The following is a 26,532-nucleotide window of genomic DNA, read 5'->3' on the forward strand; positions in this document are numbered from 1 at the left end:
CGTTGTAGAACAATCGGCATCGTCTGCACCGTCGATGTAGCGAGAGCTACACTGTGGTCGTGGAACTCCATCAACTGCAGATCCTGAGGGAGCTCGGCGCCCTCGGCAGCGTGACCGCCGTGGCCGACGCGCTCAGAGTCACTCCGTCTGCGGTGTCCCAGCAACTCGCAGCCCTGCAGAGGGGTGTTCCGACACCGCTGACACGCCGGATCGGCCGGACCCTCGCCCTCACGCCCGCCGGTGAAGTGCTGGCGACGGCCGGCGCCGAGGCGATCGACGCGATGGCCGCAGCACGGCATGCCCTCGACGAGTTCGAGGGAGCCGCGACGGGAGTCGTGAGCATCAGCGGATTCCACAGCGTCGGGCAGGCCCTGTTCGGCGCACTGGTGCGGGTACTGGCGTCCGCAGAGGATGCGCCGACGGTCCAGCTCACCGACGAGGATGTCGCGCAGAGCGAGTTCCCCGCGCTCACCGCCCGCTACGACCTCGTGCTCGCGCACCGCATGGAGCACTCCGACCCCTGGCCCACGCAAGGCGTGCGCAGTCTCACCCTCATACGTGAGCCCCTCGATGTCGCCGTCTCGATCTCCCACCCTCTCGCCGGCCGCGCCAGCCTCACTCCGGCCGACGTCGCAGGACAGAGATGGGTCACCAGTCGCATCGGCTACTCCCCCGACGATGTCCTTCGTGCGGTGTCGGCCGTAGCCCACCACCCTGTCGACATCCAGCACCGCATCAACGACTACGGCGCGGTGTCGGCGGTCGTGGCGGCAGGTGGGGTGATCGGGATGCTGCCGCGCTTCACCTCACGGAGCGTCGATGATCGCGAGATCGTGCGGATCCCGCTCGAGGGGGTGAGCACGCACCGGATGATCGATCTGCTCGCCCGCCCGGAGACCCTGCGTCGTCGATCGGTCCGCGTGGTGGTGGAAGCGCTGCGCGGAGTGATGACGCGCCTGAGCGAGGACGGTTCCTGAGCCTGGACAGCCGGGGTGGATAGGCTCGGAAGATGACCGACGCCACGAATCCGCTGCTGCAGCCGTCGACGCTCCCCTACGGCCTCCCGGACTACGGCGCGATCCGGCCCGAGCACTACCTCCCCGCGTTCCAGGCGGGTTTCGAGGAGCAGCGTCGCGAGATCGCGCGCATCACCATGGTGCGCTCGATGCCGACGTTCGAGAACACGCTTGAGGCGCTGGAACGATCCGGCGAGCTCCTCGACCGCGTGGCGCACACCTTCTATACCGTGAGTTCGGCCGATGCGACGCCCGAGATCCAGGCGATCGATGAGCAGCTGGCACCGCTCATGGCCGCGCATCAGGACGCGATCACGCTCGACGGCCAGCTCTACTGGCGGGTGCAGCACGTGTACGACCAGCGTGACTCCCTGGATCTCGACCCTGAGCAGCGCTACCTGGTGGAGCGCCACCACCGCGAGATGACCCACGCGGGTGCGGGTCTCGACGACGAGGCCAAGGCGCAGCTGACCGCACTGAACCAGAAGCTCTCGACGCTGACGAACACGTTCGAACGCAACCTCCTGAACGACACCAACGACCTCGCCGTGGTCTTCGACACCGCCGACGAGCTCGACGGGCTGAGCGCGGGAGAGCTGTCCGCCGCCGCGCGCGCGGCAGCGGACAGGGGCCTCGACGGCAGGTACCTGATCACCCTGCCGCTCTTCACCGGGCATCCTGCACTGGCACAGCTGCGCGTACGGGAGTCGAGGCGGCGCATCATGGCCGCCTCGCTCGCGCGCGGATCCCGGGACAATGCCAACGACAACCGAGGGGTGCTCCTCGAGATCGTGCGGTTGCGGGCGGAACGCGCCACACTGCTCGGCTACGACTCGCACGCCGCCTACATCACCGCCGACGAGACCGCTGGAACTCCGGATGCCGTCGAAGAGATGCTCCGTCGCCTCGCAGCCCCGTCCGCGCGCAACGCCCGTGCCGAGCACGCGGCCCTCCAGGCGATCGTCGACGAGATCGAGGCAGCACCCTTCCCGGTCGAGGCGCATGACTGGGCTTTCTACACCGAACGAGTGCGTACAGCCAGGTACGACATCGACTCCAGTGCGCTGCGCCCCTGGTTCGAGGCAGAGCGCGTCCTGCAGGAAGGTGTCTTCTTCGCGGCGACCCGACTCTACGGCGTCACCTTCTCCGAGCGAGACGACCTCGCCGCGTACCATCCCGGCGCACGCGTGTTCGAGGTGCGCGATGAGGACGGCACCGCGGTCGGCCTGCACGTGCTCGATCTGTACACCCGGGACTCGAAGCGTGGCGGCGCGTGGATGAACGCGATCGTGAGCCAATCGCGCCTGCGCGGCACGGCTCCCGTCGTCGTCAACAACCTGAACGTGCCGCTTCCGGGAGATGGCGAGCCGACGTTGCTGACTCTCGATGAGGTGACCACGCTGTTCCACGAGTTCGGGCATGCGCTGCACGGACTCTTCGCGACCGTGACCTACCCACACTTCGCCGGGACGAATGTGTTCCGCGACTTCGTGGAGTTCCCGAGCCAGGTCAACGAGATGTGGATCCTGTGGCCTGAGGTGCTCGACAACTACGCACGCCACCACGAGACCGGTGCGCCGCTCGACCCCGCGATCGTGGAGCGCCTGCGAGCGACCGAGACGTTCGACCAGGGGCATGCCACCAGCGAGTATCTGGCGGCGGCCTGGTTGGATCAGGCCTGGCATCGCCTCGGCACCGACGTGCAGGTCACCGACGTCGCCGCGTTCGAGGCTGCCGCATTGGCGGACATCGGCCTGGACGACCCTGCCGTCCCGACACGGTACTCGTCGACGTACTTCGCCCACGTCTTCTCCGGCGGGTACAGCGCGGGCTACTACTCGTACATCTGGAGCGAGGTGCTCGACGCCGACACGGTCGAGTGGTTCCGCACGAACGGCGGCCTCACCCGGGGCAACGGCGACCGGTTCCGTCGGCGTCTGCTCGGGGTGGGCGGCTCGAAGGATCCGCTCGACGCCTACCGCGACTTCCGTGGCCGCGATGCCGAGATCGAACCGCTCCTGAAGCGCCGTGGACTGGGCGACGGAGTCGTGAGACTCTGAGCGCATGAACGCATTCCCTGAGTCCCCATTCGGTCCCGCGGACCGCCTCGACCTCGACACCGTCCCCCTCGCGGTGATCCGCCACAACGGCATCCGTCTGGCCGACATCCAGGAGGCATTCGACGCCGGCTACTCGGCGATCGCGCTCACCTTCGCCGGAGACGTGCTGGTCCCGACCGGCCCCGCGCTCGCGATCTATCACGGAGATCCGATGGACGTCTTCGACCTCGAACTCGGCTTCCCCGTGCAGACTCCCCCGGAGAACCCGATCCCCACGGCCAGCGGGCGCGTCATCGTCGCCTCAAGGCTGCCCGCGGGCCCTGCGGTCGCGACGACCCTGTTCGGCTCCTACGAGGAGCTCGGCGGCGCCTGGGGTGGTCTCGTCGAGCGTGCAGGCGCCCAGGGGCTCCGTCCCGGCGGCGTCTGGATCGAGATCTACGTGTCCGACCCGAGCACCACCCCGTCAGAGCTGCGCACCGATCTCGTCATGCCGACCGCCTGAGGTCATCAGACGTCTACGGGATCGGCGGGACGCATCGTCCGAGCTGCTCCATCGCTTTGTACCAGGTGAGCTGGTGGTAGCTCTGCGAGAGGCGGTCGCCGAGTCCGTCCAGTGACAGCACGTGCACGGCGATCGACTCGCTGTCGTCGAGCGACTGCTCCGCGATGCGCGTGCATCCGCGAGCGAGGAAGTGATGCACGCGGTTGGTGTGGTTGCCGAAGTTCGCCCACGTCGCACCGAGGTCGACGAGCTCATCTGCCACGAAGCCGGTCTCCTCCAGGAGTTCGCGGGCGGCCGCATCCTCCGGAGCCTCGCCAGGCTCTACTCCCCCGCCGATCGTGCCGAGCGCCACGACGCGGGCACCGTGCCGATATTCCTCCACCAGGATGGCATCGTCGTTCCGGTCGAGGGCGAGGACCGAGATCCAGTCGCCGTACTCCAGCACGTAGTACGGGGCTATCGAGCGCCCGCTCACGTCTTCGCAGCTGTCCTCATGCAGTCGGATCCATCGGTCGGCGACGAGAGTCTTCCTCGCCACCGTCTTCCAGGGAACCGGCTCCGCGCTCATGCGCTCTTGCGCTTGCGCTCCATCACGATAGTGGGCGGTGCGCCTTCATCGACGGCTGCACGGGTGACGATGACCTTGGCGACGTCTTCCGCCGACGGGATCTCGAACATGATGGGTCCGAGCACGTCCTCCAGGATCGCCCGGAGTCCACGGGCACCGGTCTTGCGTTCGACGGCCAGGTCGGCGATGGATCGCAGCGCATCTTCTTCGAACTCGAGCTGCACGCCGTCGATCTCGAACATGCGCTGGTACTGCTTCACCAGCGCATTGCGCGGCCCGGTGAGGATGTCGATCAGTGCATCCTGGTCGAGCGGCGACACATTGGTGACGACCGGCAGACGCCCGATGAACTCGGGGATCAGCCCGAACTTGTGCAGGTCTTCCGGGAGCACCTCGCTGAACAGGTCGAGGTCCTTGCCCTTGTCGTGCAGCGGGGCACCGAAGCCGATGCCGTGCTTGCCGACGCGCGCCGACACGATGTCTTCGAGACCGGCGAAGGCCCCGGCGACGATGAACAGCACGTTGGACGTATCGATCTGCAGGAACTCCTGATGCGGGTGCTTGCGACCGCCCTGCGGAGGGACCGAGGCGACCGTGCCCTCGATGATCTTCAGGAGGGCCTGCTGCACGCCCTCGCCCGAGACGTCGCGGGTGATCGACGGGTTCTCGGCCTTGCGGGCGATCTTGTCGACCTCGTCGATGTAGATGATGCCCTGCTCGGCGCGCTTGACGTCGTAGTCCGCGGCCTGGATGAGCTTGAGGAGGATGTTCTCGACGTCTTCTCCGACGTAGCCGGCCTCGGTCAGCGCCGTGGCGTCGGCGACCGCGAAGGGGACGTTGAGACGCTTCGCGAGCGTCTGCGCGAGGTAGGTCTTGCCGCAGCCGGTCGGCCCGATGAGCAGGATGTTGCTCTTGGCGATCTCGACCTCTTCGGCCTTCTGCTCGGCCGTCTGCAGGGTGCCGTGTGCCCGCACCCGCTTGTAGTGGTTGTAGACGGCGACGGCGAGAGCGCGCTTGGCGGGCTCCTGCCCGACCACGTACTCCTCGAGGAAGGCGAAGATCTCACGCGGCTTCGGGAGCTCGAACTCGGCGACCCCGTCTGCGGACGACTCGGCCATCCGCTCTTCGATGATCTCGTTGCACAGCTCGACGCACTCGTCGCAGATGTACACGCCGGGGCCGGCGATGAGCTGCTGGACCTGCTTCTGACTCTTTCCGCAGAAAGAGCATTTGAACAGGTCAGCGCTTTCACCGATGCGGGCCATGCGCGTCCTCCTAGGGGGGATCAGAGATCGTTCTTCGAGCCTAACCTCTGCATACGACACCGGGCCGCATTGAGGGCATTCGACATCGGATCGCGAAACGATGAAGGGGCCGGGAGCCTTCAGCTGCCCGGTCGTGGGCGAAGGCTCCCGACCCCCTTCATGAGGTCGTCAGGACGGTCAGACCATGCTCTTGGTGTGCCAGACGGTCTTCACCTCTGTGAAGGCGCCGATCCGCTCCGGCGAGGCGACGACGTCTCCGGGGGGGAGCACCCGCTTGAGCGTCTCCGCCGCGGCGATCTGCATGTCGACCCAGTCGAGAGCGCCGGCTCCGGCCAGGTCGAGAGCGTTCACGTCCTGGTGCGAAGCCAGCCACGGAGCGATCTCCGCAGGCGAACCCGTCAGCACGTTCACGACTCCGCCCGGGACGTCGCTGGTGGCGAGGACCTCGGCGAGGCTGATGGCCGAGAGCGGGTGCTGCTCGCTCGCGACGACCACAACCGTGTTCCCGGCGACCAGAGCCGGAGCCACGACCGACACCAGACCGAGCAGCGCCGAGTCCTGCGGGGCGACGATCGCCACGACACCGGTCGGCTCCGGCACGGAGATGTTGAAGTACGGCCCCGACACGGGGTTCGCGTTGCCCGCCACCTGTGCGTACTTGTCGCACCATCCGGCGTACCAGACCCAGAGGTCGATAGCTTCGTCGACCTGCGAGGCCGCGGCCGCGGACGACACGCCCTCCTGAGCCGCGATCTCGTCGATGAACTGCGCACGACGCCCCTCCAGCACCTCCGCGACGCGGTACAAGACCTGGCCGCGGTTGTAGGCGGTCGCACCGGACCAGCCCTTGACGGCGGATCGGGCGGCGACCACGGCGTCGCGGGCGTCCTTGCGGGAGCCCTTCGCGGCGTTCGCGAGGAAGGCCCCCTTCGGCGTGCGCACCTCGTACGTGCGGCCGGACTCGCTCCGCGGGAAGGCCCCGCCGATCGCCAGCTTGTACGTCTTCGGAACAGTCAGTCGCTTGCTCATGCTGCGGCTCCCTTGAGGTAGGCGGTGAGACCCTGGCGACCGCCCTCGCGGCCGAATCCGGACTCCTTGTACCCGCCGAACGGGCTCGACGGGTCGAAGCGGTTGAAGGTGTTGGCCCAGATCACGCCGGCACGCAGGCGGTCGGCCACAGCGAGGATGCGCGATCCCTTGTCGGACCAGATCCCGGCGGAGAGACCGTAGGGCGTGTTGTTCGCCTTCGCGATCGCCTCGGCGGGCGTGCGGAAGGTGAGCACCGAGAGCACCGGGCCGAAGACCTCGTCGCGGGCAATGCGATGCGATGCCTCGACACCGGTGAAGATGGTGGGTGCGAACCAGAAGCCCTGCTCCGGAATGGCGCAGTCGGCGGTCCAGCGCTCGGCGCCCTCGGCCTCGCCGATGTCGCTGAGCTCGCGGATACGGGCCAGCTGCGCGGCGGAGTTGATCGCACCGATGTCGGTGTTCTTGTCGAGGGGGTCGCCCAGACGCAGGGTCGACAGACGCGTCTTGAGCCTGTCGACGACCTCGTCGTGGATCGACTCCTGCACGAGCAGACGGCTGCCGGCGCAGCACACGTGGCCCTGGTTGAAGAAGATCCCGTTCACGATACCTTCGACCGCCTGGTCGATGGGGGCGTCGTCGAACACGATGTTCGCCGCTTTCCCGCCGAGCTCCAGCGTCAGCTTCTTGTGGGTGCCTGCCACGGCCCGTGCGATGTCACGGCCGACACCGGTCGAACCGGTGAAGGCGACCTTGTCGACGTCGGGGTGGCGCACGAGGGTGGAACCGGTGGCTCCGGCACCCGTCACGATGTTGACGACACCCGCCGGCAGGTCGGCCTGCTGCAGGATCTCCGCGAAGATCAGCGCCGTGAGGGGCGTGGTCTCTGCAGGCTTGAGCACGACAGTGTTGCCTGCGGCGAGTGCGGGGGCGATCTTCCAGGCCAGCATCAGCAGAGGGAAGTTCCAGGGGATGATCTGACCGGCGACGCCCAGCGCGCGGGGGTCGGCGCCGAGACCCGCATGGTCGAGCTTGTCCGCCCAGCCCGCGTAGTAGAAGAACCAGGAGGCGACGAGCGGCACGTCGACGTCACGGCTCTCCTTGATCGGCTTGCCGTTGTCGAGGCTCTCGGCGACGGCGAGCTCGCGAGCGCGCTCCTGCACGAGGCGGGCGATGCGGAAGAGGTACTTCCCGCGGTCGCGACCGCTCATCTTCGACCAGGTCTTCTCGTAGGCACGACGGGCGGCGGCGACCGCGCGGTCGACATCCTCGTCGCTGGCCGAGGCGATCTCTGCGATGTGCTTCTCCGTCGCCGGCGAGATCGTGTGGAACGGGGTGCCGGATCCGTCGACGAACTCGCCGTCGATGAACAGGCCGTAGCTGTCCTTGAGGTTCAGGATCGCGGTGGACTCCGGTGCGGGAGCGTATTCCAGAAATGACATGTTCGTCTTCCCGTCAGTCGATCGTGACGTAGTCGGGGCCCGAGTAGTGGCCGGAGCTGAGCTTCTGACGCTGCAGGAGCACATCGTTGAGGAGGCTGGATGCGCCGAACCGGAAGAGGTGCGGCTGCAGCCACTCCTCGCCCACTGTCTCGGCGACGGTCACGAGGTACTTCACCGCGTCCTTCGAGGAGCGGATGCCACCGGCCGGCTTCACGCCGATCTTCTCGCCGGTGCCGCGGTGCCAGTCACGCACGGTCTCCAGCATGAGAAGAGTCGTCGGAAGCGTCGCGGCGGGCTGCACCTTTCCGGTCGAGGTCTTGATGAAGTCCCCTCCCGCCAGGATGCCCAGCCACGAGGCGCGCTTGATGTTGTCGTACGTGTTCAGCTCGCCGGTCTCCAGGATCACCTTGAGCGAGGCGTACGAACCGTCCTCGCGGCGGCATGCTTCCTTGACCTGGGCGATCTGGTCGAACACGAGGCCGTAGCGGCCGGAGAGGAACGCCCCACGGTCGATGACCATGTCGATCTCGTCGGCTCCGGCGGCGACCGCCTCAGCGGTGTCGGCGAGCTTGATCGCGAGAGACGAGCGCCCGCTCGGGAACGCCGTGGCCACCGCAGCGACGGAGATCATTCCGTCGTCGGGGTCGCCGTGCAGGCCGCCGAGCGCGGCGACGGCGTCGCCGACCATGTCGCCATAGACGCAGACCGCGGCGACCCGTGGAGTCGAGGGGTCTGCGGCGTCGGGGGTCTTCGCCTTGGCGACGAGCGAGCGCACCTTGCCGGGGGTGTCCGCACCCTCGAGCGTCGTGAGGTCGATCAGCTTGATGATCGTGTCGAGGGCCCACGCCTTCGAGGTGGTCTTGATGGAGCGGGTGCCGAGCCCGGCAGCGCGCTGCTCGAGACCGACGGCATCCACACCGGGGAGTCCGTGCAGGAAACGTCGGAGGGTGGCGTCGTCGGGCTCTCCGCCCAGAACGTCCACCGCCGTCCTGCGGCTGAGTTCTTTGGTCGTCACTGTTCCTCCAACAATGCTCGTGCTGTGGTCTCATCGGTCACCAGAACACCGCACAGGCCGCTGGTGACCACGGTTCGTGCGATGTCGTGCTTGGCGGGGCCCGCCGTGACGAAGATCGCGCGGGCGGCTCCGCGCAGACGATCGAGCGAGACGCCGACCGTTCGCGCATCGAGCTGCGAGTCGACGATGTTCCCCTCGGCGTCGACGTAGCGGCCGAGAACGTCTCCGACGGCGCCACGACGCGCGAGCTCTTCCACGTCTTCAGCGCTGAGGTAGCCGTTCTCGACGTGCGCGGATGAAGCGTCGCACGGCCCTGCGGTGAACAGGAATGCCTGCGCCTCCGCTGCTTCTTCGAGCACGGCAGCGACGGTGCGGTCGGACTCGATCGCCTGCTTCGTCTCCACACGCTCGAGGATGGCCGGGCTCGGCAGCAGCGAGACCTGGCCAGACGCGCGCTGAGCGATCGTGACAGCGAGGCCTGCCGCCCCGCCGGAGCGCCGATTCAGGCTCACTCCCCCGTTGAGCTGCACGACCGTCACGCCGTTCGCCCATCCATCCGGGAGCGCCTCGGCGACGGCGCGGAGCGTACGCCCCCAGCTCACCCCGAGCGTGCGGGGCACCGGCCGCAGTGCGGTCAGGAAGTCGGCGGCGGCCTGCGCCACCCGCTCGAGCGTGCCGTCATCGCCCTCCGGGGCCGGCACGACGACGGCGTCCGTCAGTCCGAATCGGTCGACCAGAAGTCGCTCGAGGCCGAGCCTGCGGGCGCGGGGATGCACGATCTCGATGCGCACGATGCCGCGTTCACGAGCCTGCGTCAGCAGGCGGCCGACCTTCCAGCGGGAGATCTTGAGGAGTCCGCCGATCTCGTCCTGGGTCTTGTCCTCGTCGTAGTACAGCTCGGCGACGCGAACCATGAGCAGATCTTCTTCCACGGCATCCTCCTTCCTCTCCCAGAGTAGGCCCTCATCAGCGTTCGCGCATCATGATGCTCATATGCGCAATCGAGCGTGGGGGCTCTGCACATCCGCCGGGTACGACGAAGGGCGCCCGTCGTGATGACGGACGCCCTTCGGGATCGATCGGATCAGACGCGCTTGCGCGTCGTGAGGACCTGGTCGACGATGCCGTACTCCAGCGCCTGTGCGGCGGAGAGGATGTTGTCGCGATCGATGTCGCGGTTCACCTGCTCCGGCGTGCGCTTCGTGTGGCCGGCGAGGGTCTCCTCGAGCCAGGTCCGCATGCGGAGGATCTCCGCGGCCTGGATCTCGATGTCGGAGGCCTGGCCGTGGCCCGCCTCACCCATCGCGGGCTGGTGGATCAGCACGCGGGCGTTCGGGAGCGCGAGGCGCTTGCCCGGCGCGCCGGCCGCGAGCAGCACGGCCGCAGCGGAGGCCGCCTGGCCGAGCACGACGGTCTGGATCTGCGGCGCGACGTACTGCATCGTGTCGTAGATCGCCGTCATAGCGGTGAACGAGCCACCGGGCGAGTTGATGTACATGGTGATGTCGCGCTCGGCATCCTGGCTCTCCAGGACGAGGAGCTGCGCCATGACATCGTCGGCCGACGCGTCGTCGACCTGCACGCCCAGGAAGATCACGCGGTCTTCGAACAGCTTGTTGTACGGGTCCTGGCGCTTGAATCCGTAGGCGGTGCGCTCCTCGAACTGCGGGAGCACGTAGCGGCTGGAAGGCAGGTCACCGGCTGAGCGGAAGGTGGGTGTGTACATGAGCGTCCTTTCGCTTTCCGTTACTCGGTGTCCTGGTCGGTTCCGCCGCCGCCGATGACGTCGGAGGCCGATTCGCGGATGTGGTCGACGAAGCCGTACTCGAGGGCTTCCTCGGCGGTGAACCAGCGGTCGCGGTCACCATCGGCGTTGATCTGCTCGACCGACTTGCCGGTCTGCGCCGCCGTGATCTCCGCGAGGCGGTTCTTCATCGACATGATGAGCTGCGCCTGGGTCTGGATGTCGCTCGACGTGCCGCCGAAGCCGCCGTGCGGCTGGTGCAGCAGCACCCGGGCGTTGGGCGTGATGTAGCGCTTGCCCTTGGTGCCGGCGGTCAGCAGCAGCTGACCCATCGATGCGGCCATTCCGATGCCGACCGTGACGATGTCGTTCGGCACGAACTGCATCGTGTCGTAGATCGCCATGCCCGCGGTGATCGAACCGCCGGGCGAGTTCACGTAGAGGTAGATGTCTCGCTCGGAGTCTTCTGCGGCGAGAAGAAGGATCTTCGCGCAGATCTCGTTCGCGTTCTCGTCGCGCACCTCCGACCCCAGCCAGATGATGCGGTCCTTCAGCAACCTGTCGAAGACGCTCGTTGCGAGGAGGGGTTCTGCAGCCATGTCAGCTCCTGATTCCGTGTTTCAGTGATTCGAATCTACCGGCGACAACGCGGCACCCAGGCCGTGTTCGCCGTCGGCATATCAGGTGTCGGCGTCCGCGATCTCGCGGGCATACGCCGTCATCGACCGGTGGTAGCGCGGCAGATGCGGGACCAGGGCGAGCAGCGCCACCGAGAGACCCTGCGCTGGTCGCCCCGCGCTCGCGAGGATGAGGGCATGCACGCACGCGATGGCGTCACGGTAGGGACCGTCGGCCGACAGCTGCTCCTCGGCGCGGATCACGGCGAGGGCCTCGTCGTATTCGCCCAGATTCCGCAGCGAGCTCGCCATCTGGATCACGCATTGCGGGCGATGCTCAGCATCCAACCCCAATGCCAGCGCGCGCCGATACAGAACGATGGCTTCCGCGGGCCTTCCCGCGGAATCCCGCGCGCCCGCGCGTTCGAACTCGGCGCGGGCGTCACCTGCTCCGCGCTCGGCGGCGAGGGCGTCGATGCGGGCGATGGTGTCGTCACCGACCTCCTCACCCGTCGCGTCGTCCCACACCTCGTCGATGCGCTCATCCCACGTCTTCATGATTGCCCTCCCTGGATGGAAAAGAGGGCGGATGCCGCAGCACCCGCCCTCTTCACTGGATCGTGTCCGATCACTCGGCCTTGTCGGCCGCCTTCTTCGCCGGAGCCTTCTTGGCCGGAGCCTTCTCCGCCGGGGCCTTCTTGGCGGCGGGCTTCTTGGCAGCCGGCTTCTCGGCCTCGTCAGCGTCATCGGCCTTCTTGGCCGGAGCCTTCTTGGCGGCGGGCTTCTTGGCCGGAGCCTTCTTGGCCGGCTTCTCCTCGGCCTCGGCGGACTCGGCGTCGGTGGACTCCGCCTCGTCGTCGGTGACGATGAAGTCGGACAGATCGACGGCCTTGCCGTTGCTGTCGACGACCTTCACCTTGCCGAGCGCGATCGCGAGGGCCTTGTTGCGCGCGACCTCTCCGACGAGCGCCGGGAGCTGGTTCGAGGATTGCAGCGCCTCGACGAACTCCTGCGGAGCCATGCCGTACTGCGCAGCCGACTGGATGAGGTACTGGCTGAGCTCTTCCTGCGAGACCTGCACATCGGCCTGCTCGGCGATCGTGTCGAGCAGCACCTGCGTGCGGAACTGCTTCTCGCTCGCCTCGGTGACCTCGGCGCGGTGCACCTCGTCCTCGAGACGGCCTTCGCCCTCGAGGTGGTTGTGCACCTCGTCCTCGATGAGCTGCGGCGGAACGGGGATCTCGATCTGCTCGAGCAGCACCTCGACGAGCTTGTCGCGCGCGGCGGAGCCCTGCGTGAAGACGCCCTGCTGAGCGACGCGCTCGGCCAGGCTCTCGCGGAGCTCGGCGATCGTGTCGAACTCGCTCGCGATCTGCGCGAAGTCGTCGTCGGCCTCGGGGAGCTCGCGCTCCTTGACGGCCTTGACGGTCACGGAGACCTCGGCCTCGGAGCCGGCGTGGTCGCCACCGACGAGAGCGGAGCGGAAGGTGGTGTCCTCACCGGCGGTGAGCGACTCGATCGCGTCGTCGATGCCCTCGAGCAGCTCGCCGGAGCCGATCTCGTAGGAGACGCCCTCGGCGCGGTCGATCTCGGCACCGTCGATCGTCGCGACGAGGTCGAGCTCGACGAAGTCGCCCTTGGCGGCCGGACGGTCGACCGGGACCAGCGTGCCGAAGCGCGCGCGCATGTTGTCGAGCTCGGCGTCGAGCGCGGCGTCATCGGCCTCGACGGCGTCGACCGTCACGGTGATGCCGTCGTAGGAGGGCAGCTCGATCTCGGGGCGGACATCCACCTCGATGTCGACGAGCAGGTCACCCGAGAAGTCCTTCTCGTTCGGCCACTGCGTGATGTCGGCAGCCGGACGGCCGACGACGCGCAGCTTGTGCTCGACCGTCGCCTCGCGGAAGAACTTGTCCAGGCCCTCGTTGACGGCGTGCTCGATGACGGCGCCACGACCGATGCGCTGGTCGATGATCGGAGCCGGGACCTTGCCCTTGCGGAAGCCGGGGATCTGCACGTCCTGAGCGATGTGCTCGTACGCGTGAGCGATGCTGGGCTTGAGGTCGTCCGGGGTGACCGTGATGGTGAGCTTGACCCGGGTCGGGGTCAGCTTCTCGACGGTGCTGTTCGCCATGCTGGTGTGTTCTCCTTGTGATTTCCGCTTCGATTCGCGGCTGTAAGGTCCGTGGGGGCCGTGTCGGGGCGACAGGAGTTGAACCTGCGACCTCCCGCTCCCAAAGCGGGCGCTCTACCAAACTGAGCTACGCCCCGGGGAATCCGCACGCGGATTCAGCCCCACCGAGTCTAACGGACCGGAGCATGAGCCAGAGTCCGGTATAGTCGATGAGTCGGTACCGAACCTTTCCGAAGGTCCGGATCCGGGGCTGTAGCTTAGTGGTAAAGCCTTAGTCTTCCAAACTAATGATGCGGGTTCGATTCCCGTCAGCCCCTCCGCTCGAGAAGGCCCCCACCATCGGTAGGGGCCTTCTCTCATTCCCCGTGATCTTCTCCGGCTCGCGTCCGCCCGTCGAATACGCTGTCAGCATCGCTGCACGCAGTCTCCGACCGGAAGGCATCATCGAATGGGCACGACGTGACCGACCAGTCCCGGCCGGACACCGACACGCGCACGGCGCCGCTCCCCGGTGGGCACGTATTGCCCGTCGTGTTCTCCGCTGATCCCGCCGTTGCTGCAGCGGCGACGCCACGTCGGATGAGACGCACGGGCATCGCCGTCGGTCTGATCGGCGGAGCGGCCGTGATCGCAGGGCTGGCACTCACTCAGGTGACGGCGAACCTCGGGTACGACAACGCGCTGTCGCGATACGAGAGCACCGCCGAGCCGACGTCGACCACGAAGACGCAGGTCCGTGAGGCGATCGCGGACCTCCGCGCGGTCACCGGCGCGGCGGAACAGATCCTCGCCGGAGGAAACCAGCCGATCGCGGTGCCCGAGGAGGTCCAGGCAGGGCTCGCCTCAGCGCTCGCCGACGGCACCACCGCCGCCTCGGAGGCCGACGCCGTGGTCGCGACGGAGATCGCCGGGGTGGGCACGAAGCCGGGCTGGTTCTGGGAACTGTTCGGCGCCACGTCGGAGCTGGAACAGCGACGGCACGACCTCGACATGCTGTCCGATGAGCTCGCCGTCGCCTCCACCGAGACGGCAGACGCGCATGAGGCTGTGGCGGAGAGTGGGGTGGCCGTGATCAACGCCGCCGGCGCGGCCGCTCCGGCGTTCGAGGCCGCGCACCTCTCCGCCCGCAACGAGGCCGTGATCGCCCTGCGCGCAGCAGCCGCCGATGCGACCGCCGCGACGACCATGGATGACAGCGAGGCAACCGCCTACCTCTCGCTGCAGGACGCGGCCGCGCGCGTCGTCGCCACCGAGAGCGAAGAGCTGGCGGAGAAAGCGGGGCCGCTGCTGAACGCCCGGCTCGAGATCGAGGCGTTCGCCCGATCCCTCGCGCCCGGCGTGCTCCTCGACTTCGACTGGTCGCCGGTCGTGAGCGGCGCCGGCTACAACGGCAGCATGGGCGGGTACACGACCTGGTGGTGGGGCGAGTCCGGGCGCGCAACGATCGAGCTCTCGAACTCGGTCGCCGAGCAGTGGCCGGGCGTCCGAAGCAAGGCGCTCGTCGCCCATGAGGTGGGGCACGCGATCAGCGTGAAGTGCCAGAGCATGTACGACTCGTCCACTCAGGACAGCATCGAGAAGTGGGCGACCGCGTGGGCCATCAGCATGGGCTACACCGACGACGCCAACGGGGTGTGGGCGTACGGCTATCCCCCGCAGAACTACATCGACGCCGCAGCGGGCTGCCGCTGAAGACGGTGTCAGGGTACGGAAGAAGCCGCCGCGATGACTCGCGGGCGGCTTCTTCGATGTCAGACCGAGGTCACTGGCCCCTGCGCTCGCGCAGCTGCGTGAGTGCGTCGTCCAGAAGCTGGACGGCTTCCTCGTCGGTACGACGCTCCTTCACGTAGGCGAGGTGCGTCTTGTACGGCTCCGCCTTCGCGAGCGCAGGAGGATTCTCCTTGTCGCGGCCGGCAGGAAGACCCGACTGCGGGTGATCGATCGTTTCCGGGATCTCCTCTTCGGGGAGACCGGCGGCGAAGTAGCGCACGGTCTCGTTGCCGAGACCGTCCCAGTACGAGACTGCGATGCGGTCGGCGTGATAACCGTGGTCCTGCTCGCCCATGGGGCCAGAGCCGACACGGGTGCCGCGGATCGCGTTTCCACCGGTAGCCATCAGATGACCTCGAATTTCGTGATGAGGCCCAGCGCGACGATGGAGACGAACCACGTCAGAGCCAGGACGACGGTGAAGCGGTTCAGGTTCCGCTCCGCGAGCCCGGAAGAGCCGACCGCTGAGGTCATGCCTCCACCGAACATGTCGGACAGGCCACCGCCGCGGCCTTTGTGCAAGAGGATGAGGAGGGTCAGCAGAACGCTGGTGATGCCCAGCACGACCTGCAGGACGAACTCGAGAATTGCCACGAGAAAGAGCCTTTCGCTGGGGCCGGAGCGCCCCCGTAACGGTCAAGTATACGGTGCAGCGGGGCCGAAGCCCCGCTGCACTCACACGCCGACGTGCTTCTCGAAGCGGATGATCGCGGCGAACTCGTCCACGACGAGGCTCGCCCCGCCGACCAGAGCGCCGTCCACATCGGGTTCGCGCATGAAGCTGGCGATGTTGCCCGACTTCACCGAGCCGCCGTAGAGGATGCGCGTGCGCGCAGCCGCTTCGTCGCCCAGGACCTTCGCGATGACGGCTCGCAGTGCGGCGCAGACATCCTGTGCCTGCTGCGGGGTCGCTGCCTGGCCGGAGCCGATCGCCCACACGGGCTCGTACGCCACGACGATGTCCGCCTTCGGCGAGACGCCCTCGAGCGCGGCCTCGAGCTGGGACACCGGGACTGCACTGGCGCCGAACTTCTCGAGGTCGCCCGCTGTCTCGCCGACGCAGATCACCGGGACCAGTCCGTGCTTGAGCGAGGCCTTCACCTTGGCAGCCACGATGTCGTCGCCCTCGGAGTGGTACTCACGGCGTTCGGAGTGACCGATGATGACGTACTTCGCGTCGAGCTTCGCCAGGAATGCCCCCGACACCTCACCGGTGTACGCACCGGAGTCGTGTGCCGAGACGTCCTGCGCTCCGAGCGCGAACGGGATCTTGTCCGCGTCGATGAGCGTCTGCACGCTGCGGATGTCCGTGAACGGCGGGAAGACCGCCACCTCGACCGATCCGTCTTCGTGCTTTGCGTCCTTCAACGTCCAGTGCAGCTTCTGCACGAACGCGACCGCCTGCAGGTGGTCGAGATTCATCTTCCAGTTTCCCGCGATCAGCGGGGTACGGGAGTTCACGCCCATCCGAGGACCTCCAGCCCAGGTAGTTTCTTGCCCTCGAGGAATTCGAGGCTCGCGCCGCCGCCGGTCGAGATGTGACCGAACTGGTCGTCGGAGAAGCCCAGCTGCCGCACGGCTGCCGCGGAGTCGCCACCGCCGACGACGCTGAGGCCGTCGACCTCGGTGAGCGCCTGCGCCACGGTCTTGGTACCCGCCGCGAACGCCGGGAACTCGAACACGCCCATCGGGCCGTTCCAGAACACGGTCTTCGACTCGCGGATGACCTCGGCGAAACGTGCCGCCGTCTCCGGGCCGATGTCGAGGCCGATGCCGGAGGCACCGAACGGCGTGGACTCGATGGCATCGGCTGCAGCGACTTCATGCGCGGCATCGGCGCCGAAGGATGCGGCGACGACGACGTCGGTGGGGAGCACGAGCTCCACGCCACGCTCCGCCGCCTCCGCGATGTAGCCGCGAACGGTCTCGAGCTGGTCCTCTTCCAGGAGACTCGACGCCACGGCGTGACCCTGTGCCTTGAGGAAGGTGAACAGCATGCCGCCGCCGACGAGGATCTTGTCGACGCGCGGCAGCAGGTGCGAGATGACGCCGAGCTTGTCGCTGACCTTGGAGCCGCCGAGCACGACCGCGTACGGACGCTCGGGATTCTCGGTCAGACGGTCGAGCACGTCGAGTTCGGTCGCGATCAGCAGACCGGCCGCGGACGGGAGCAGCTCGGCGAGCTCGTAGACGCTCGCCTGCTTGCGGTGCACGACCCCGAACCCATCGGAGACCAGCACATCGCCGAGCTCCGCGAGTTCGGCCGCGAAAGCCGCACGGGTGGCGTCGTCCTTCGAGGTCTCCCCCGGGTTGAACCGCAGGTTCTCGATGACGACGACTCCGCCGTCCTCGAGGGACTCCACGGCGTCCTTCGCCGACTCGCCGACCGTGTCGCGTGCGAACGCGACCGGGGCACCGAGCAGCTCGGACAGGCGCTGGGCCACCGGCTCCAGGCTGTACTTCGGGTCGGGCGCGCCGTCCGGCCGCCCGAGGTGAGAGCACACGACGACGCGGGCGCCCGCATTGATGAGTGCGTTGAGGGTCGGCAACGAGGCGCGGACACGGCCATCGTCCGTGATGATCCCATCCCGCAAGGGGACGTTGAGATCACAACGGACGATGACGCGCTTGCCCTCGAGCGACCCCAGAGTGTCCAGGGTGCGCAGAGTCATGTGTCTGAGCTTAGAGGCGCTCGGCCACGTACTCGGTCAGGTCGACGAGACGGTTGGAGTAGCCCCACTCGTTGTCGTACCAGCTGGAGACCTTGATCAGGTTGCCGCTCACGTTGGTGAGCGTCGAGTCGAAGATCGACGAGTGCGGGTTGTGCACGATGTCGCTCGAGACGATCGGGTCCTCGTTGTACTGCAGGTAGCCGGCGAGGCGACCCTCGGCAGCGGCCTTCTTGTACGCCTCGTTGACCTCGTCGACCGTCAGGTTCTCACGGTCAGTGATGAGGGTGAGGTCGACGATCGAGCCGGTCGGAACCGGAACGCGGTACGACGAGCCGCTGAGCTTGCCCTGCAGCTCCGGGAGCACCTCGCCGATGGCCTTGGCAGCACCGGTCGACGCCGGCGTGATGTTGATCGCGGCAGCACGTGCACGACGCAGGTCGCTGTGCGGGCCGTCCTGCAGGTTCTGGTCCGCGGTGTACGCGTGAGCCGTCATCATGAAGCCGCGGTCGATGCCGAAAGCGTCGTTGAAGACCTGGGCGAGCGGCGCGAGGCAGTTCGTCGTGCAGGAGGCGTTGGAGATGATGTGATCGGTCTCCGGGTTGTACGTGTCCTCGTTCACGCCCATGACGAACGTGCCGTCGACACCGGTGCCCGGGGCCGAGATGAGGACCTTCTTCGCGCCGGCCTCGATGTGCTTCTTGGCGAGTTCAGCCTTGGTGAAGAAGCCGGTGGACTCGATGACGATGTCGACGCCCAGCTCACCCCAGGGGAGGTTGGCGGGGTCGCGCTCGGCGAACGCCTTGATCGTCTTGCCGTTGACGGTGATGCTCTCATCGTCGTAGCTGATCTCGGCGTCGAGGACGCCGCCCACCGAGTCGTACTTCAGCAGGTGCGCCAGGGTCTTGTTGTCGGTGAGGTCGTTGACGGCGACGATCTCAAGGTCCGCTCCCTGCGCGAGAGCCGCGCGGAAGTAGTTGCGTCCGATGCGGCCGAAGCCGTTGATACCGATCTTGACAGACACTCAGGTCTCCCTGTTTCTCGTGCACTGCACGCTGCTTTCCAGCACGCGTGAAGCGCGGGGTTTTTTGGCTGAGAGGGCGTCCCGACGAGCCGTGGCCCGTCGGGACGCGACCCGATTACGACAGTACCAGCAGGCCGTTCGTCTGCTTGCGGGCGACTTCGAGGCGCTGGGCGACGTTCTCCCAGTTCGCGATGTTCCACGCGGCCTTGACGTAGTCAGCCTTCACGTTGAGGTAGTCGAGGTAGAAGGCGTGCTCCCACATGTCGAGCTGGAACAGCGGGATCGTGCCCTGCGCGGTGTTCGACTGCTGGTCGAACAGCTGCTGGATGATCAGACGCGAGCCGATCGAATCCCAGCTGAGGACCGCCCACCCGGATCCCTGGATGCCGGTCGCCGCTGCCGTGAAGTGCGCCTGGAACTTCTCGAACGAGCCGAAGTACTCGTCGATCGCCGCCTTCAGCTCGCCCTCGGGCTGACCGCCGCCGTTCGGCGACAGGTTCGTCCAGAAGATCGAGTGGTTGACGTGACCGCCGAGGTTGAACGCGAGGTCCTTCTCGAGCTTGTTGACGTTCGCGAGGTTTCCGCTCTCGCGCGCCTCGGCGAGCTGGTCGAGCGCGGCGTTCGCACCCGTCACGTATGCCTGGTGGTGCTTGTCGTGGTGCAGCTCCATGATCTTGCCGCTGATGTGCGGCTCCAGGGCTGCGAAGTCGTAGGGAAGGTCGGGGAGCGTGTAGGTCGCCATATCGCTTTCATCCAATCCGCGCCGCGCCGCGGCGCTTGCCGATCCTCCGCGCCGCCGATGTGCGGCGTAGAGCGGACGTGATTCATCCTACTGACGACAACGCGGCGGCGCCCCCGATCCTTCCGTCGTATGACGAAAGACCCGCCGTCCGGGTGCCGGTCGGCGGGTCTTGGTCGAGAGGTGGATCAGACGTCGAGTCCGACGGGGACCGCGGCTTCCGTTCCGGGGATGCCCTCCTGCTGCGCGCGCTTGTCGGCCATCGCGAGCAGACGGCGGATGCGGCCGGCGACGGCGTCCTTTGTCAGGGGCGGGTCGGCGTGGTGGCCGAGCTCATCGAGGCTGGCGTCGCGGTGCGCCAGACGGAGTTCGCCGGCCACCTTGAGATGATCGGGGACTTCGTCGGCCAGGATCTCCAGTGCGCGCTCGACACGTGCGCACGCCGCGACGGCGGCCTGTGCGGAACGGCGAAGGTTCGCGTCGTCGAAGTTCACGAGACGGTTGACGCCGGCCCGCACCTCGCGGCGCTGGCGGAGCTCCTCCCACGCGATGGCGGTCTTCTGTGCACCCATCTCGTTGAGGATGGTGCGGATCGCCTCGCCCTCGCGCACGACCACGCGGGGCATCCCGCGCACCTCGCGCGCCTTGGCGGCGACTCCAAGGCGGTGCGCCGCACCGACGAGGGCCATCGCGGCCTCCGACGACGGGCAGACGACCTCGAGCATGGCCGAGCGTCCGGGCTCGCTCAGGGATCCTGCGGCGAGGAAGGCACCGCGCCACAGTCCGGCGACCTCGGCCCGCGAGCCGGTGGTGAGCCGGTTGGGCAATCCGCGCACGGGGCGCCGACGCTGGTCGAGCAGCCCGGTCTGACGGGCGAGGGTCTCCCCCTGCGCGATCACGCGCACCGCCCAGCGTGCGCCGTCGTTCGCGGTGCTCGACTGGACCTGGGCGATCTCGGGTCGCACACCGTAGATCTCGGCGAGGTCACGAGCGACGCGGCGCGCAAGGGTCTCCGCGTCGACCTCGGCCTCCACGGCCACGCGACCGGCGATCGAATGCAGACCACCGGCGAACCGGAGGATGGCGGTCACTTCCGCGACTCGCACCGTCGGGGGTGCATTGCGGATGCTGACCAGCTCGGCCTTGACGTCGGTGGTTAGTGCCACGACACTCCTTCACGTTCACGCGCCGGATCGCGACGCAAACGTCCAGCTTACTCGGCCGGACGGCCCGCTACTCTCGGCCCAGGTCCCGGTGACGGACGTTCACGGCGACGCCCGGGATCGCGGCGAGGCGGCGCGACAGCTCCTCCGACATGGCGACGGAGCGGTGCTTTCCCCCCGTGCAGCCGATCGCGATCGTCGAGTGACTCTTGTTCTCGCGCTGATATCCCTCGAGCACCGGCACCAGCGCCGCGGAGTAGGCGTCCAGGAATTCCATCGCGCCATCCCGGGAGAGCACGTACTCGCGAACAGTCTCGTCCTTCCCCGTCAGACCCCGCAGCTCCTCGTTCCAGAACGGGTTCGGCAGGAATCGCATGTCCGCGACGATGTCGACATCCGTCGGCAGGCCGTACTTGAACCCGAAGCTGAGCAGCGTGACCCGGTGTCGCGCCTCCCCCTCCTCGGAGAAGATGTCGGAGACCTGGGTGGCGAGCTGGTGGATGTTGAGCGTCGACGTGTCGATCACCAGGTCGGCCGCTTCGCGGATCGGCGCGAGCCGGGCGCGCTCGATGCGGATGCCGTCGAGCAGTGTGCCTTCGCCCTGCAGAGGGTGCGGTCTCCGCACGGACTCGAACCGACGCACCAGGACGTCGTCGGACGCGTCGAGGAAGAGCACGCGAACGGAACCGCGGGAGCGCAGTGCGCGCGCCACCCCGGGGAAGTCGTCGAAGAGGTTGCGTCCGCGCACATCGACGACCGCCGCGACCTTTGGCAGAGCAGTGCCGCCCATATCGGTCAGATCGAGCAGCGGACGCAGGATCTGCGGGGGCAGGTTGTCGACGACGTACCAGCCGAGATCCTCGAGTGCGTTCGCCACCGTCGTCCGACCTGCGCCGGACATTCCCGTGACGATGAGGAACTCGCCCTTCTCCCCGTCATTCATTGCTCAGTGCTCCCTCTCCCCCTCGGCCTCCAGCCTAGCGAGTGGACAGGTGCGTGTGGATGTTCTGAGCGAGCACGGGACCGATTCCCTGGACTTCCTCGATCTGTTCCGGCTCGGCGGCGCGGAGAGCGGTCACCGAACCGAAGTGCTTGAGCAGCACCTTGATGCGGGAGGCCCCGAGTCCCGGTACCTCGGCGAGCACCGAGCCGATGTCGTTGCGCCGCCTCTTGCGCTGATGCGTGATCGCGAACCGGTGCGCCTCGTCGCGCAGGCGCTGCAGAAGGTACAGGGCTTCGCTCGTACGGGGCAGGATCACGGGGAAGTCCTCTCCGGGGAGCCAGACCTCCTCGAGACGCTTGGCGATGCCGCAGACCGCGATCTCGGTGTGCCCGGCGTCGCGGAGCGCTCGGGCCGCGGCCTCCACCTGCGGCTGTCCCCCATCGACGAGGAGCAGCTGCGGCGGATAGGCGAATCGGGGCTTGCGTCGCACCGTCGCCTCCCCGACGTCTTCCGCCACGACCTCGTCGGTCGTCGGGTCGATGGCCTCGGGCTCTTCGGGACGATCGAGGTAGGCCAGACGGCGACGGAGCACCTGGTACATGGAATCGGTGTCATCGGTCGTCTCGGCGATGTTGAACGACCGGTACTGGTCTTTACGGGGAAGCCCGTCTTCGAACACCACCATCGACGCGACGACATTCGTGCCACCGAGGTGGGAGATGTCGAAGCACTCGATGCGCAGCGGCGCTTCGTCCATGCCGAGCGCCTCCTGCAGGTCGGTCAGCGCCTGGGTTCGAGCGACATAGTCGGTCGTGCGTCGCGTCTTGTGCCGGATCAGTGCCTGCTGCGCGTTGAGCGTGGCAGTGCGCATGAGGTCGGCACGCTGGCCGCGCTGCGCGACCGCGATCTCGACCTTCTTGCCGCGGCGCTCACGCAGCCACACCTCGAGTTCCGCAGCGTCATCGGGCAGTGTCGGAACCAGGATCCGACGCGGAACGTCCTGCGCCTCTCCGTAGGCCTGCTGCAGCACCTGCTCGACGAGCTCGCCGCTGGAGATGTCGATCTCCTTCTCGATGGTCAGGGCGCGCACACCACGCGCCCTGCCGCCACGGATCACGAAGTGCTGGACTGCGGCGGCGAGTTCGTCTTCCGCGATCCCGAACAGATCGGCGTCCTCGTCGCTGGGGAGGACCAGTGCGCTCTTGCCCAGCACGGCTTCGATCGCCGAGAGCTTGTCACGGTACTTGGCCGCTGCTTCATAGTCCATCGCCGCGGATGCCGCCAGCATCCGTTTCGTCAGCTCGCGGGTGAAACGCTCGTCGCCACCTGCCATGAAGGCGACGAAGTCGTCGACCATGGCACGGTGCTCCTCGATGCTCACGGTCATCGAGCAGGGGCCCCCGCACTTGCCGATCTGCCCGGGGAAGCACGGACGGCCTGTCTGCATGGCACGCCGGTAGCTGGAGTCGCTGCACGTGCGGATCGGGAAGGCCTTGATCATCAGGTCGATGGTCTCGTGCACCGCCCAGACCTTCGGGAACGGACCGAAGTACCGTGCGCCGGGGATCTTGCGGTTGCGGGTGACGATCACTCGGGGTGCTTCGTCCGCGAGGGTCACGGCCATGAACGGGTAGGACTTGTCGTCCTTGTAGCGCACGTTGAAGGGCGGATCGAACTCCTTGATCCACATGTATTCGAGCTGCAGCGAATCGACATCGGTGGGGACGACCGTCCACTCGACGGACGACGCGGTGGTGACCATACGACGGGTGCGCTCATGCAGCGTGCGCAGCGGTGCGAAGTAGTTCGACAGACGCTGACGCAGGTTCTTCGCCTTGCCCACGTAGAGCACCCGGCCGGCAGAGTCGCGGAAGCGGTACACGCCGGGGTCGGTGGGAATCTCCCCCGGCCTCGGCTTGTACGACAGCACATCGGCCATCAGCTGGCCTTCCGCGCGGAGCGCCCCTCACCCAGGATCTCGCCGAGGAACAGCCCGGTGTGGCTCGCCTCGACGCGGGCGATCTGCTCTGGAGTGCCCGTGGCGACGATCTGGCCACCGCCGGAACCGCCTTCGGGCCCGAGGTCGATCACCCAGTCCGCCGACTTGATCACGTCGAGGTTGTGCTCGATGACGATCACCGTGTTGCCCTTGTCGACCAGGCCGTTGAGCACCTCGAGGAGCTTGCGGACGTCTTCGAAGTGCAGGCCCGTGGTCGGCTCATCGAGCACGTAGATGCTGCGCCCGTTGCTGCGACGCTGGAGCTCGGTCGCCAGCTTGACGCGCTGCGCCTCGCCGCCGGAGAGCGTCGTCGCCGACTGGCCCAGCCGCACGTACCCGAGCCCGACGTCGACGAGCGTCTTCATGTAGCGGTGGATCGCCTGGATGGGCTCGAAGAAATCGGCTGCCTCCTCGATCGGCATCTCGAGTACTTCGGCGATGTTCTTGCCCTTGTAGTGCACGGCGAGCGTGTCGCGGTTGTAGCGCTTGCCGTGGCAGACCTCGCAGTCGACGTACACGTCGGGCAGGAAGTTCATCTCGATCTTGATCGTGCCATCACCGGAGCATGCCTCGCATCGGCCGCCCTTGACATTGAAGCTGAATCGGCCGGGCTGGTATCCACGGACCTTCGCCTCCGGTGTCTCGCTGAAAAGCGTGCGGATGCGGTCGAACACCCCCGTGTAGGTGGCCGGGTTCGATCGCGGGGTGCGGCCGATCGGTGCCTGATCGACGTGCACGACCTTGTCGAGGTTGTCGAGCCCGGTCACCCGCGTGTGCTTGCCGGGAACGGTGCGTGCACCGTTCAAGCGCGACGCCAGCACCTGGTAGAGGATGTCGTTGACGAGCGACGACTTGCCGGAGCCGCTGACCCCCGTGACCGCGGTCAGGACGCCGAGCGGGAAGTCGGCGGTGACGTTGCGGAGGTTGTTCGCACGGGCCCCGACCACGCTGAGCATCCGCTTCTTGTCGATCTTCCGCCGCTTCGTCGGCATCGGGATCTCGCGGCGACCGGAGAGGTACTCCCCCGTCATCGATGCGCTGTCATTGAGCAGCGCCGAATACGGACCCGAATGCACGACCTCGCCACCGTTGACTCCGGCACCGGGACCGATGTCGACGACCCAGTCCGCGGCCTCGATGGTCTCTTCATCGTGCTCCACCACGATCAGGGTGTTGCCGAGGTCGCGCAGGGTGAGCAGCGTCTCGATCAGGCGGCGGTTGTCGCGCTGGTGCAGTCCGATCGACGGTTCATCGAGCACGTAGAGCACGCCGGTCAGCCCCGAGCCGATCTGCGTCGCCAGCCGGATGCGCTGCGCCTCTCCACCGGAGAGGGAGCCCGCCGAACGGCTGAGGTTCAGGTACGAGAGACCGACCTGCAGAAGGAAGTCGAGGCGGAGGCGGATCTCGCGCAGCACCTGGGCCGCGATCTTCGCTTCACGGTCGGTGAGGGTGAGGGTCTCCATGAAAGCGCGCGCGTCGGCGAGGCTCAGATGCGAGACCTCGGCGATGGAATGACCGTGCACCTGCACGGCCAGGACCTCGGGCTTGAGTCGGTTGCCATCGCACACGGGGCAGGGCACCTCGCGGAGGTACTCACCCCAGCGGTTGCGCTGGTTGTCGGACTCGGCTTGCAGGTACTGCCGCTCGATGTACGGAACCACACCCTCGAAACCGGAGGTGTATCGCATCTCGCGGCCGTAGCGGTTCTTCCACTTGACGGAGACCTTGTAGTTCTCGCCGCGCAGCACGGCGTTCTGCACGTCGGAGTGGAGTTCGCGCCAGGGGGTGTCCAAGGAGAAGTCGAGATCATTGGAAAGACCTTCGAGCAGACGCTCGTAGTACTGGAACAGGCCCTTTCCCTGAGTCGTCCACGGGATGATGACGCCCTCGCGGATCGAGAGGTCTTCGTCGCCGAGCATCAGATCGACGTCGACGGACATGCGCGTGCCGAGCCCCGAGCATGCAGGGCAGGCGCCGAACGGCGCATTGAACGAGAACGTGCGCGGTTCGATCTCGGTGAGAGTGAGGGCGTGCCCGTTCGGGCAGGCCAGCTTCTCGGAGAAGGTCTGCCACGCGTCGTCGCCCTCGCCGTCGACGTAGTTGATCTGCACCACGCCGCCCGCGAGCCCGAGCGCGGTCTCGACTGAGTCGGTGACGCGCCCGAGGATGTCGTCGGACGCGACCAGACGGTCGACCACCACCGCGATGTCGTGCTTGTAGCTCTTCTTCAGCGTGGGCGGCTCGGCGAGCTGGATGAGGTCGCCGTCGACGATGGCCCTCGAGTATCCCTTGGCACCGAGCTCGCGGAACAGGTCGACGAACTCGCCCTTCTTCTGCGAGACGATCGGCGCGACGACCTGATAGCGCGTGCGCTCGGGGAGCTCCATCAACTGATCGGCGATCTGCTGCACCGTCTGACGCTGGATGCGTTCGCCGCATTCAGGACAATGCGGAATACCGATACGCGCCCAGAGCAGGCGCATGTAGTCGTAGATCTCGGTGATCGTGCCGACGGTCGATCGCGGGTTGCGGTTGGTCGACTTCTGGTCGATCGAGACGGCAGGGCTGAGGCCCTCGATGAAATCGACGTCCGGTCGGTCGACCTGGCCGAGGAACTGGCGCGCGTACGCGCTCAGCGATTCGACGTAGCGACGCTGCCCCTCGGCGAAGATCGTGTCGAACGCGAGGCTGGACTTCCCCGATCCGGACAGGCCGGTGAACACGACGAGGGAGTCGCGGGGAATGTCGATGTCGACGTTCTTGAGGTTGTGGACGCGGGCACCGCGGACACTGAGTTTTCCGGAGGAGGCAACGGGGACGATGGGCACCGAACAAG

Annotated in this window: 24 protein-coding genes and 2 tRNA genes; 5 read left to right on the plus strand and 21 right to left on the minus strand. The window is 67.2% G+C overall.

The window, feature by feature from the left end; all coding sequences use genetic code 11:
- Window positions 1–59: 59 nt before the first annotated feature.
- From DW307_RS13950 to DW307_RS13960, 3 genes are read left to right on the plus strand one after another with little or no spacing between them, the layout of a single operon-like run.
- Complete coding sequence (locus DW307_RS13950; RefSeq protein ID WP_029258194.1) at window positions 60–977, plus strand: LysR family transcriptional regulator; 918 nt, start codon at window positions 60–62, stop codon at window positions 975–977.
- A 32-nt stretch (window positions 978–1,009) separates the two neighbouring features.
- Window positions 1,010–3,076, plus strand: a complete 2,067-nt coding sequence (locus tag DW307_RS13955; protein WP_136025008.1) for a M3 family metallopeptidase — start codon at window positions 1,010–1,012, stop codon at window positions 3,074–3,076.
- 4 nt (window positions 3,077–3,080) lie between these two features.
- Complete coding sequence (locus DW307_RS13960; RefSeq protein ID WP_136025009.1) at window positions 3,081–3,578, plus strand: GyrI-like domain-containing protein; 498 nt, start codon at window positions 3,081–3,083, stop codon at window positions 3,576–3,578.
- A gap of 13 nt (window positions 3,579–3,591) precedes the next feature.
- Here the strand turns inward: DW307_RS13960 and DW307_RS13965 are convergent, their stop codons facing one another.
- The 11 genes from DW307_RS13965 to DW307_RS14015 form a co-directional block, all read right to left on the minus strand.
- The gene (locus DW307_RS13965) at window positions 3,592–4,146 is read right to left on the minus strand and encodes an NUDIX hydrolase (RefSeq protein WP_136025010.1); all 555 of its coding nucleotides are present in this window, start codon (window positions 4,144–4,146) and stop codon (window positions 3,592–3,594) included.
- Window positions 4,143–5,411, minus strand: a complete 1,269-nt coding sequence (clpX, locus tag DW307_RS13970; RefSeq protein WP_021201506.1) for an ATP-dependent Clp protease ATP-binding subunit ClpX — start codon at window positions 5,409–5,411, stop codon at window positions 4,143–4,145. Before clpX ends, DW307_RS13965 begins: the two co-directional genes overlap by 4 nt.
- Window positions 5,412–5,588: 177 nt before the next feature.
- Window positions 5,589–6,440 (minus strand): aldehyde dehydrogenase family protein, encoded by an 852-nt coding sequence (locus tag DW307_RS13975; RefSeq protein WP_136025011.1) that lies wholly within the window; start codon window positions 6,438–6,440, stop codon window positions 5,589–5,591.
- Window positions 6,437–7,879: an aldehyde dehydrogenase family protein gene (locus DW307_RS13980; RefSeq protein WP_021201508.1), complete on the minus strand. Its 1,443-nt coding sequence runs from the start codon at window positions 7,877–7,879 to the stop codon at window positions 6,437–6,439. The genes DW307_RS13975 and DW307_RS13980 overlap by 4 nt, the downstream gene beginning before the upstream one ends.
- 13 nt (window positions 7,880–7,892) lie before the next feature.
- Window positions 7,893–8,894: a deoxyribose-phosphate aldolase gene (gene deoC, locus DW307_RS13985; RefSeq protein ID WP_029258199.1), complete on the minus strand. Its 1,002-nt coding sequence runs from the start codon at window positions 8,892–8,894 to the stop codon at window positions 7,893–7,895.
- Window positions 8,891–9,826 (minus strand): sugar-binding transcriptional regulator, encoded by a 936-nt coding sequence (locus DW307_RS13990; RefSeq protein WP_021201510.1) that lies wholly within the window; start codon window positions 9,824–9,826, stop codon window positions 8,891–8,893. The genes deoC and DW307_RS13990 overlap by 4 nt, the downstream gene beginning before the upstream one ends.
- A 152-nt stretch (window positions 9,827–9,978) precedes the next feature.
- Complete coding sequence (locus tag DW307_RS13995; protein WP_021201511.1) at window positions 9,979–10,620, minus strand: ATP-dependent Clp protease proteolytic subunit; 642 nt, start codon at window positions 10,618–10,620, stop codon at window positions 9,979–9,981.
- Window positions 10,621–10,640: 20 nt separating this feature from the next.
- On the minus strand, window positions 10,641–11,237 hold the full coding sequence (locus DW307_RS14000; protein ID WP_017830295.1) for an ATP-dependent Clp protease proteolytic subunit: 597 nt from the start codon (window positions 11,235–11,237) through the stop codon (window positions 10,641–10,643).
- Window positions 11,238–11,318: 81 nt separating this feature from the next.
- Window positions 11,319–11,813, minus strand: coding sequence for a tetratricopeptide repeat protein (locus DW307_RS14005; RefSeq protein ID WP_021201512.1), 495 nt, complete (start codon window positions 11,811–11,813; stop codon window positions 11,319–11,321).
- Between the two features lie 70 nt (window positions 11,814–11,883).
- Complete coding sequence (gene tig, locus DW307_RS14010; protein WP_136025012.1) at window positions 11,884–13,389, minus strand: trigger factor; 1,506 nt, start codon at window positions 13,387–13,389, stop codon at window positions 11,884–11,886.
- Window positions 13,390–13,452: 63 nt separating this feature from the next.
- A tRNA-Pro gene (locus DW307_RS14015) sits at window positions 13,453–13,526 on the minus strand.
- 109 nt (window positions 13,527–13,635) lie between these two features.
- Between DW307_RS14015 and DW307_RS14020 the strand changes: the two genes are divergently transcribed.
- Both DW307_RS14020 and DW307_RS14025 read left to right on the plus strand, forming a co-directional pair.
- Window positions 13,636–13,706 (plus strand) — tRNA-Gly (locus tag DW307_RS14020).
- A 142-nt stretch (window positions 13,707–13,848) separates the two neighbouring features.
- Window positions 13,849–15,081 carry a hypothetical protein gene (locus DW307_RS14025; RefSeq protein ID WP_136025013.1) on the plus strand — a complete coding sequence of 411 codons (1,233 nt, stop codon included), beginning with the start codon at window positions 13,849–13,851 and terminating at the stop codon, window positions 15,079–15,081.
- A 70-nt stretch (window positions 15,082–15,151) separates the two neighbouring features.
- Here the strand turns inward: DW307_RS14025 and DW307_RS14030 are convergent, their stop codons facing one another.
- From DW307_RS14030 to uvrA, 10 genes are all read right to left on the minus strand, one after another.
- The gene (locus DW307_RS14030; protein WP_017830291.1) at window positions 15,152–15,505 is read right to left on the minus strand and encodes an RNA polymerase-binding protein RbpA; all 354 of its coding nucleotides are present in this window, start codon (window positions 15,503–15,505) and stop codon (window positions 15,152–15,154) included.
- On the minus strand, window positions 15,505–15,753 hold the full coding sequence (gene secG, locus DW307_RS14035; RefSeq protein WP_017202783.1) for a preprotein translocase subunit SecG: 249 nt from the start codon (window positions 15,751–15,753) through the stop codon (window positions 15,505–15,507). The genes DW307_RS14030 and secG overlap by 1 nt, the downstream gene beginning before the upstream one ends.
- Before the next feature lie 81 nt (window positions 15,754–15,834).
- A complete protein-coding gene (gene tpiA, locus DW307_RS14040; protein WP_021201515.1) occupies window positions 15,835–16,626 on the minus strand; it encodes a triose-phosphate isomerase in 792 nt (263 codons plus the stop codon).
- Window positions 16,617–17,831 (minus strand): phosphoglycerate kinase, encoded by a 1,215-nt coding sequence (locus DW307_RS14045; protein ID WP_021201516.1) that lies wholly within the window; start codon window positions 17,829–17,831, stop codon window positions 16,617–16,619. Before DW307_RS14045 ends, tpiA begins: the two co-directional genes overlap by 10 nt.
- Before the next feature lie 10 nt (window positions 17,832–17,841).
- A complete protein-coding gene (gene gap / locus DW307_RS14050) occupies window positions 17,842–18,852 on the minus strand; it encodes a type I glyceraldehyde-3-phosphate dehydrogenase (RefSeq protein WP_021201517.1) in 1,011 nt (336 codons plus the stop codon).
- 115 nt (window positions 18,853–18,967) lie between these two features.
- Complete coding sequence (locus DW307_RS14055; protein WP_136025014.1) at window positions 18,968–19,594, minus strand: superoxide dismutase; 627 nt, start codon at window positions 19,592–19,594, stop codon at window positions 18,968–18,970.
- A 185-nt stretch (window positions 19,595–19,779) separates the two neighbouring features.
- Complete coding sequence (gene whiA, locus DW307_RS14060; RefSeq protein ID WP_017830285.1) at window positions 19,780–20,757, minus strand: DNA-binding protein WhiA; 978 nt, start codon at window positions 20,755–20,757, stop codon at window positions 19,780–19,782.
- A gap of 67 nt (window positions 20,758–20,824) precedes the next feature.
- A complete protein-coding gene (gene rapZ, locus DW307_RS14065) occupies window positions 20,825–21,697 on the minus strand; it encodes an RNase adapter RapZ (RefSeq protein WP_029258308.1) in 873 nt (290 codons plus the stop codon).
- Between the two features lie 34 nt (window positions 21,698–21,731).
- Window positions 21,732–23,636, minus strand: coding sequence for an excinuclease ABC subunit UvrC (uvrC, locus tag DW307_RS14070; protein ID WP_136025015.1), 1,905 nt, complete (start codon window positions 23,634–23,636; stop codon window positions 21,732–21,734).
- Entirely contained in the window at window positions 23,636–26,524 is a 2,889-nt protein-coding gene (gene uvrA / locus DW307_RS14075) for an excinuclease ABC subunit UvrA (protein ID WP_021201521.1), read from the minus strand. The genes uvrC and uvrA overlap by 1 nt, the downstream gene beginning before the upstream one ends.
- Window positions 26,525–26,532: the final 8 nt, after the last annotated feature.

Source organism: Microbacterium sp. K27 (assembly GCF_004794435.1).
In the GTDB taxonomy this organism is placed as follows: Bacteria; Actinomycetota; Actinomycetes; order Actinomycetales; family Microbacteriaceae; genus Microbacterium; species Microbacterium maritypicum_A.

Excerpts from the sequence above, each read along its gene's own strand:
- DW307_RS13955 (WP_136025008.1), top strand. The coding sequence starts at position 1,010 with ATGACCGACGCCACGAATCCGCTGCTGCAGCCGTCGACGCTCCCCTAC.
- DW307_RS13960 (WP_136025009.1), top strand. The coding sequence starts at position 3,081 with ATGAACGCATTCCCTGAGTCCCCATTCGGTCCCGCGGACCGCCTCGAC.
- DW307_RS13965 (WP_136025010.1), bottom strand. The coding sequence starts at position 4,146 with ATGAGCGCGGAGCCGGTTCCCTGGAAGACGGTGGCGAGGAAGACTCTC.
- clpX (WP_021201506.1), bottom strand. The coding sequence starts at position 5,411 with ATGGCCCGCATCGGTGAAAGCGCTGACCTGTTCAAATGCTCTTTCTGC.
- DW307_RS13975 (WP_136025011.1), bottom strand. The coding sequence starts at position 6,440 with ATGAGCAAGCGACTGACTGTTCCGAAGACGTACAAGCTGGCGATCGGC.
- DW307_RS13980 (WP_021201508.1), bottom strand. The coding sequence starts at position 7,879 with ATGTCATTTCTGGAATACGCTCCCGCACCGGAGTCCACCGCGATCCTG.
- DW307_RS13995 (WP_021201511.1), bottom strand. The coding sequence starts at position 10,620 with ATGTACACACCCACCTTCCGCTCAGCCGGTGACCTGCCTTCCAGCCGC.
- DW307_RS14000 (WP_017830295.1), bottom strand. The coding sequence starts at position 11,237 with ATGGCTGCAGAACCCCTCCTCGCAACGAGCGTCTTCGACAGGTTGCTG.
- DW307_RS14005 (WP_021201512.1), bottom strand. The coding sequence starts at position 11,813 with ATGAAGACGTGGGATGAGCGCATCGACGAGGTGTGGGACGACGCGACG.
- tig (WP_136025012.1), bottom strand. The coding sequence starts at position 13,389 with ATGGCGAACAGCACCGTCGAGAAGCTGACCCCGACCCGGGTCAAGCTC.
- DW307_RS14030 (WP_017830291.1), bottom strand. The coding sequence starts at position 15,505 with ATGGCTACCGGTGGAAACGCGATCCGCGGCACCCGTGTCGGCTCTGGC.
- tpiA (WP_021201515.1), bottom strand. The coding sequence starts at position 16,626 with ATGGGCGTGAACTCCCGTACCCCGCTGATCGCGGGAAACTGGAAGATG.
- DW307_RS14045 (WP_021201516.1), bottom strand. The coding sequence starts at position 17,831 with ATGACTCTGCGCACCCTGGACACTCTGGGGTCGCTCGAGGGCAAGCGC.
- DW307_RS14055 (WP_136025014.1), bottom strand. The coding sequence starts at position 19,594 with ATGGCGACCTACACGCTCCCCGACCTTCCCTACGACTTCGCAGCCCTG.
- rapZ (WP_029258308.1), bottom strand. The coding sequence starts at position 21,697 with ATGAATGACGGGGAGAAGGGCGAGTTCCTCATCGTCACGGGAATGTCC.
- uvrC (WP_136025015.1), bottom strand. The coding sequence starts at position 23,636 with ATGGCCGATGTGCTGTCGTACAAGCCGAGGCCGGGGGAGATTCCCACC.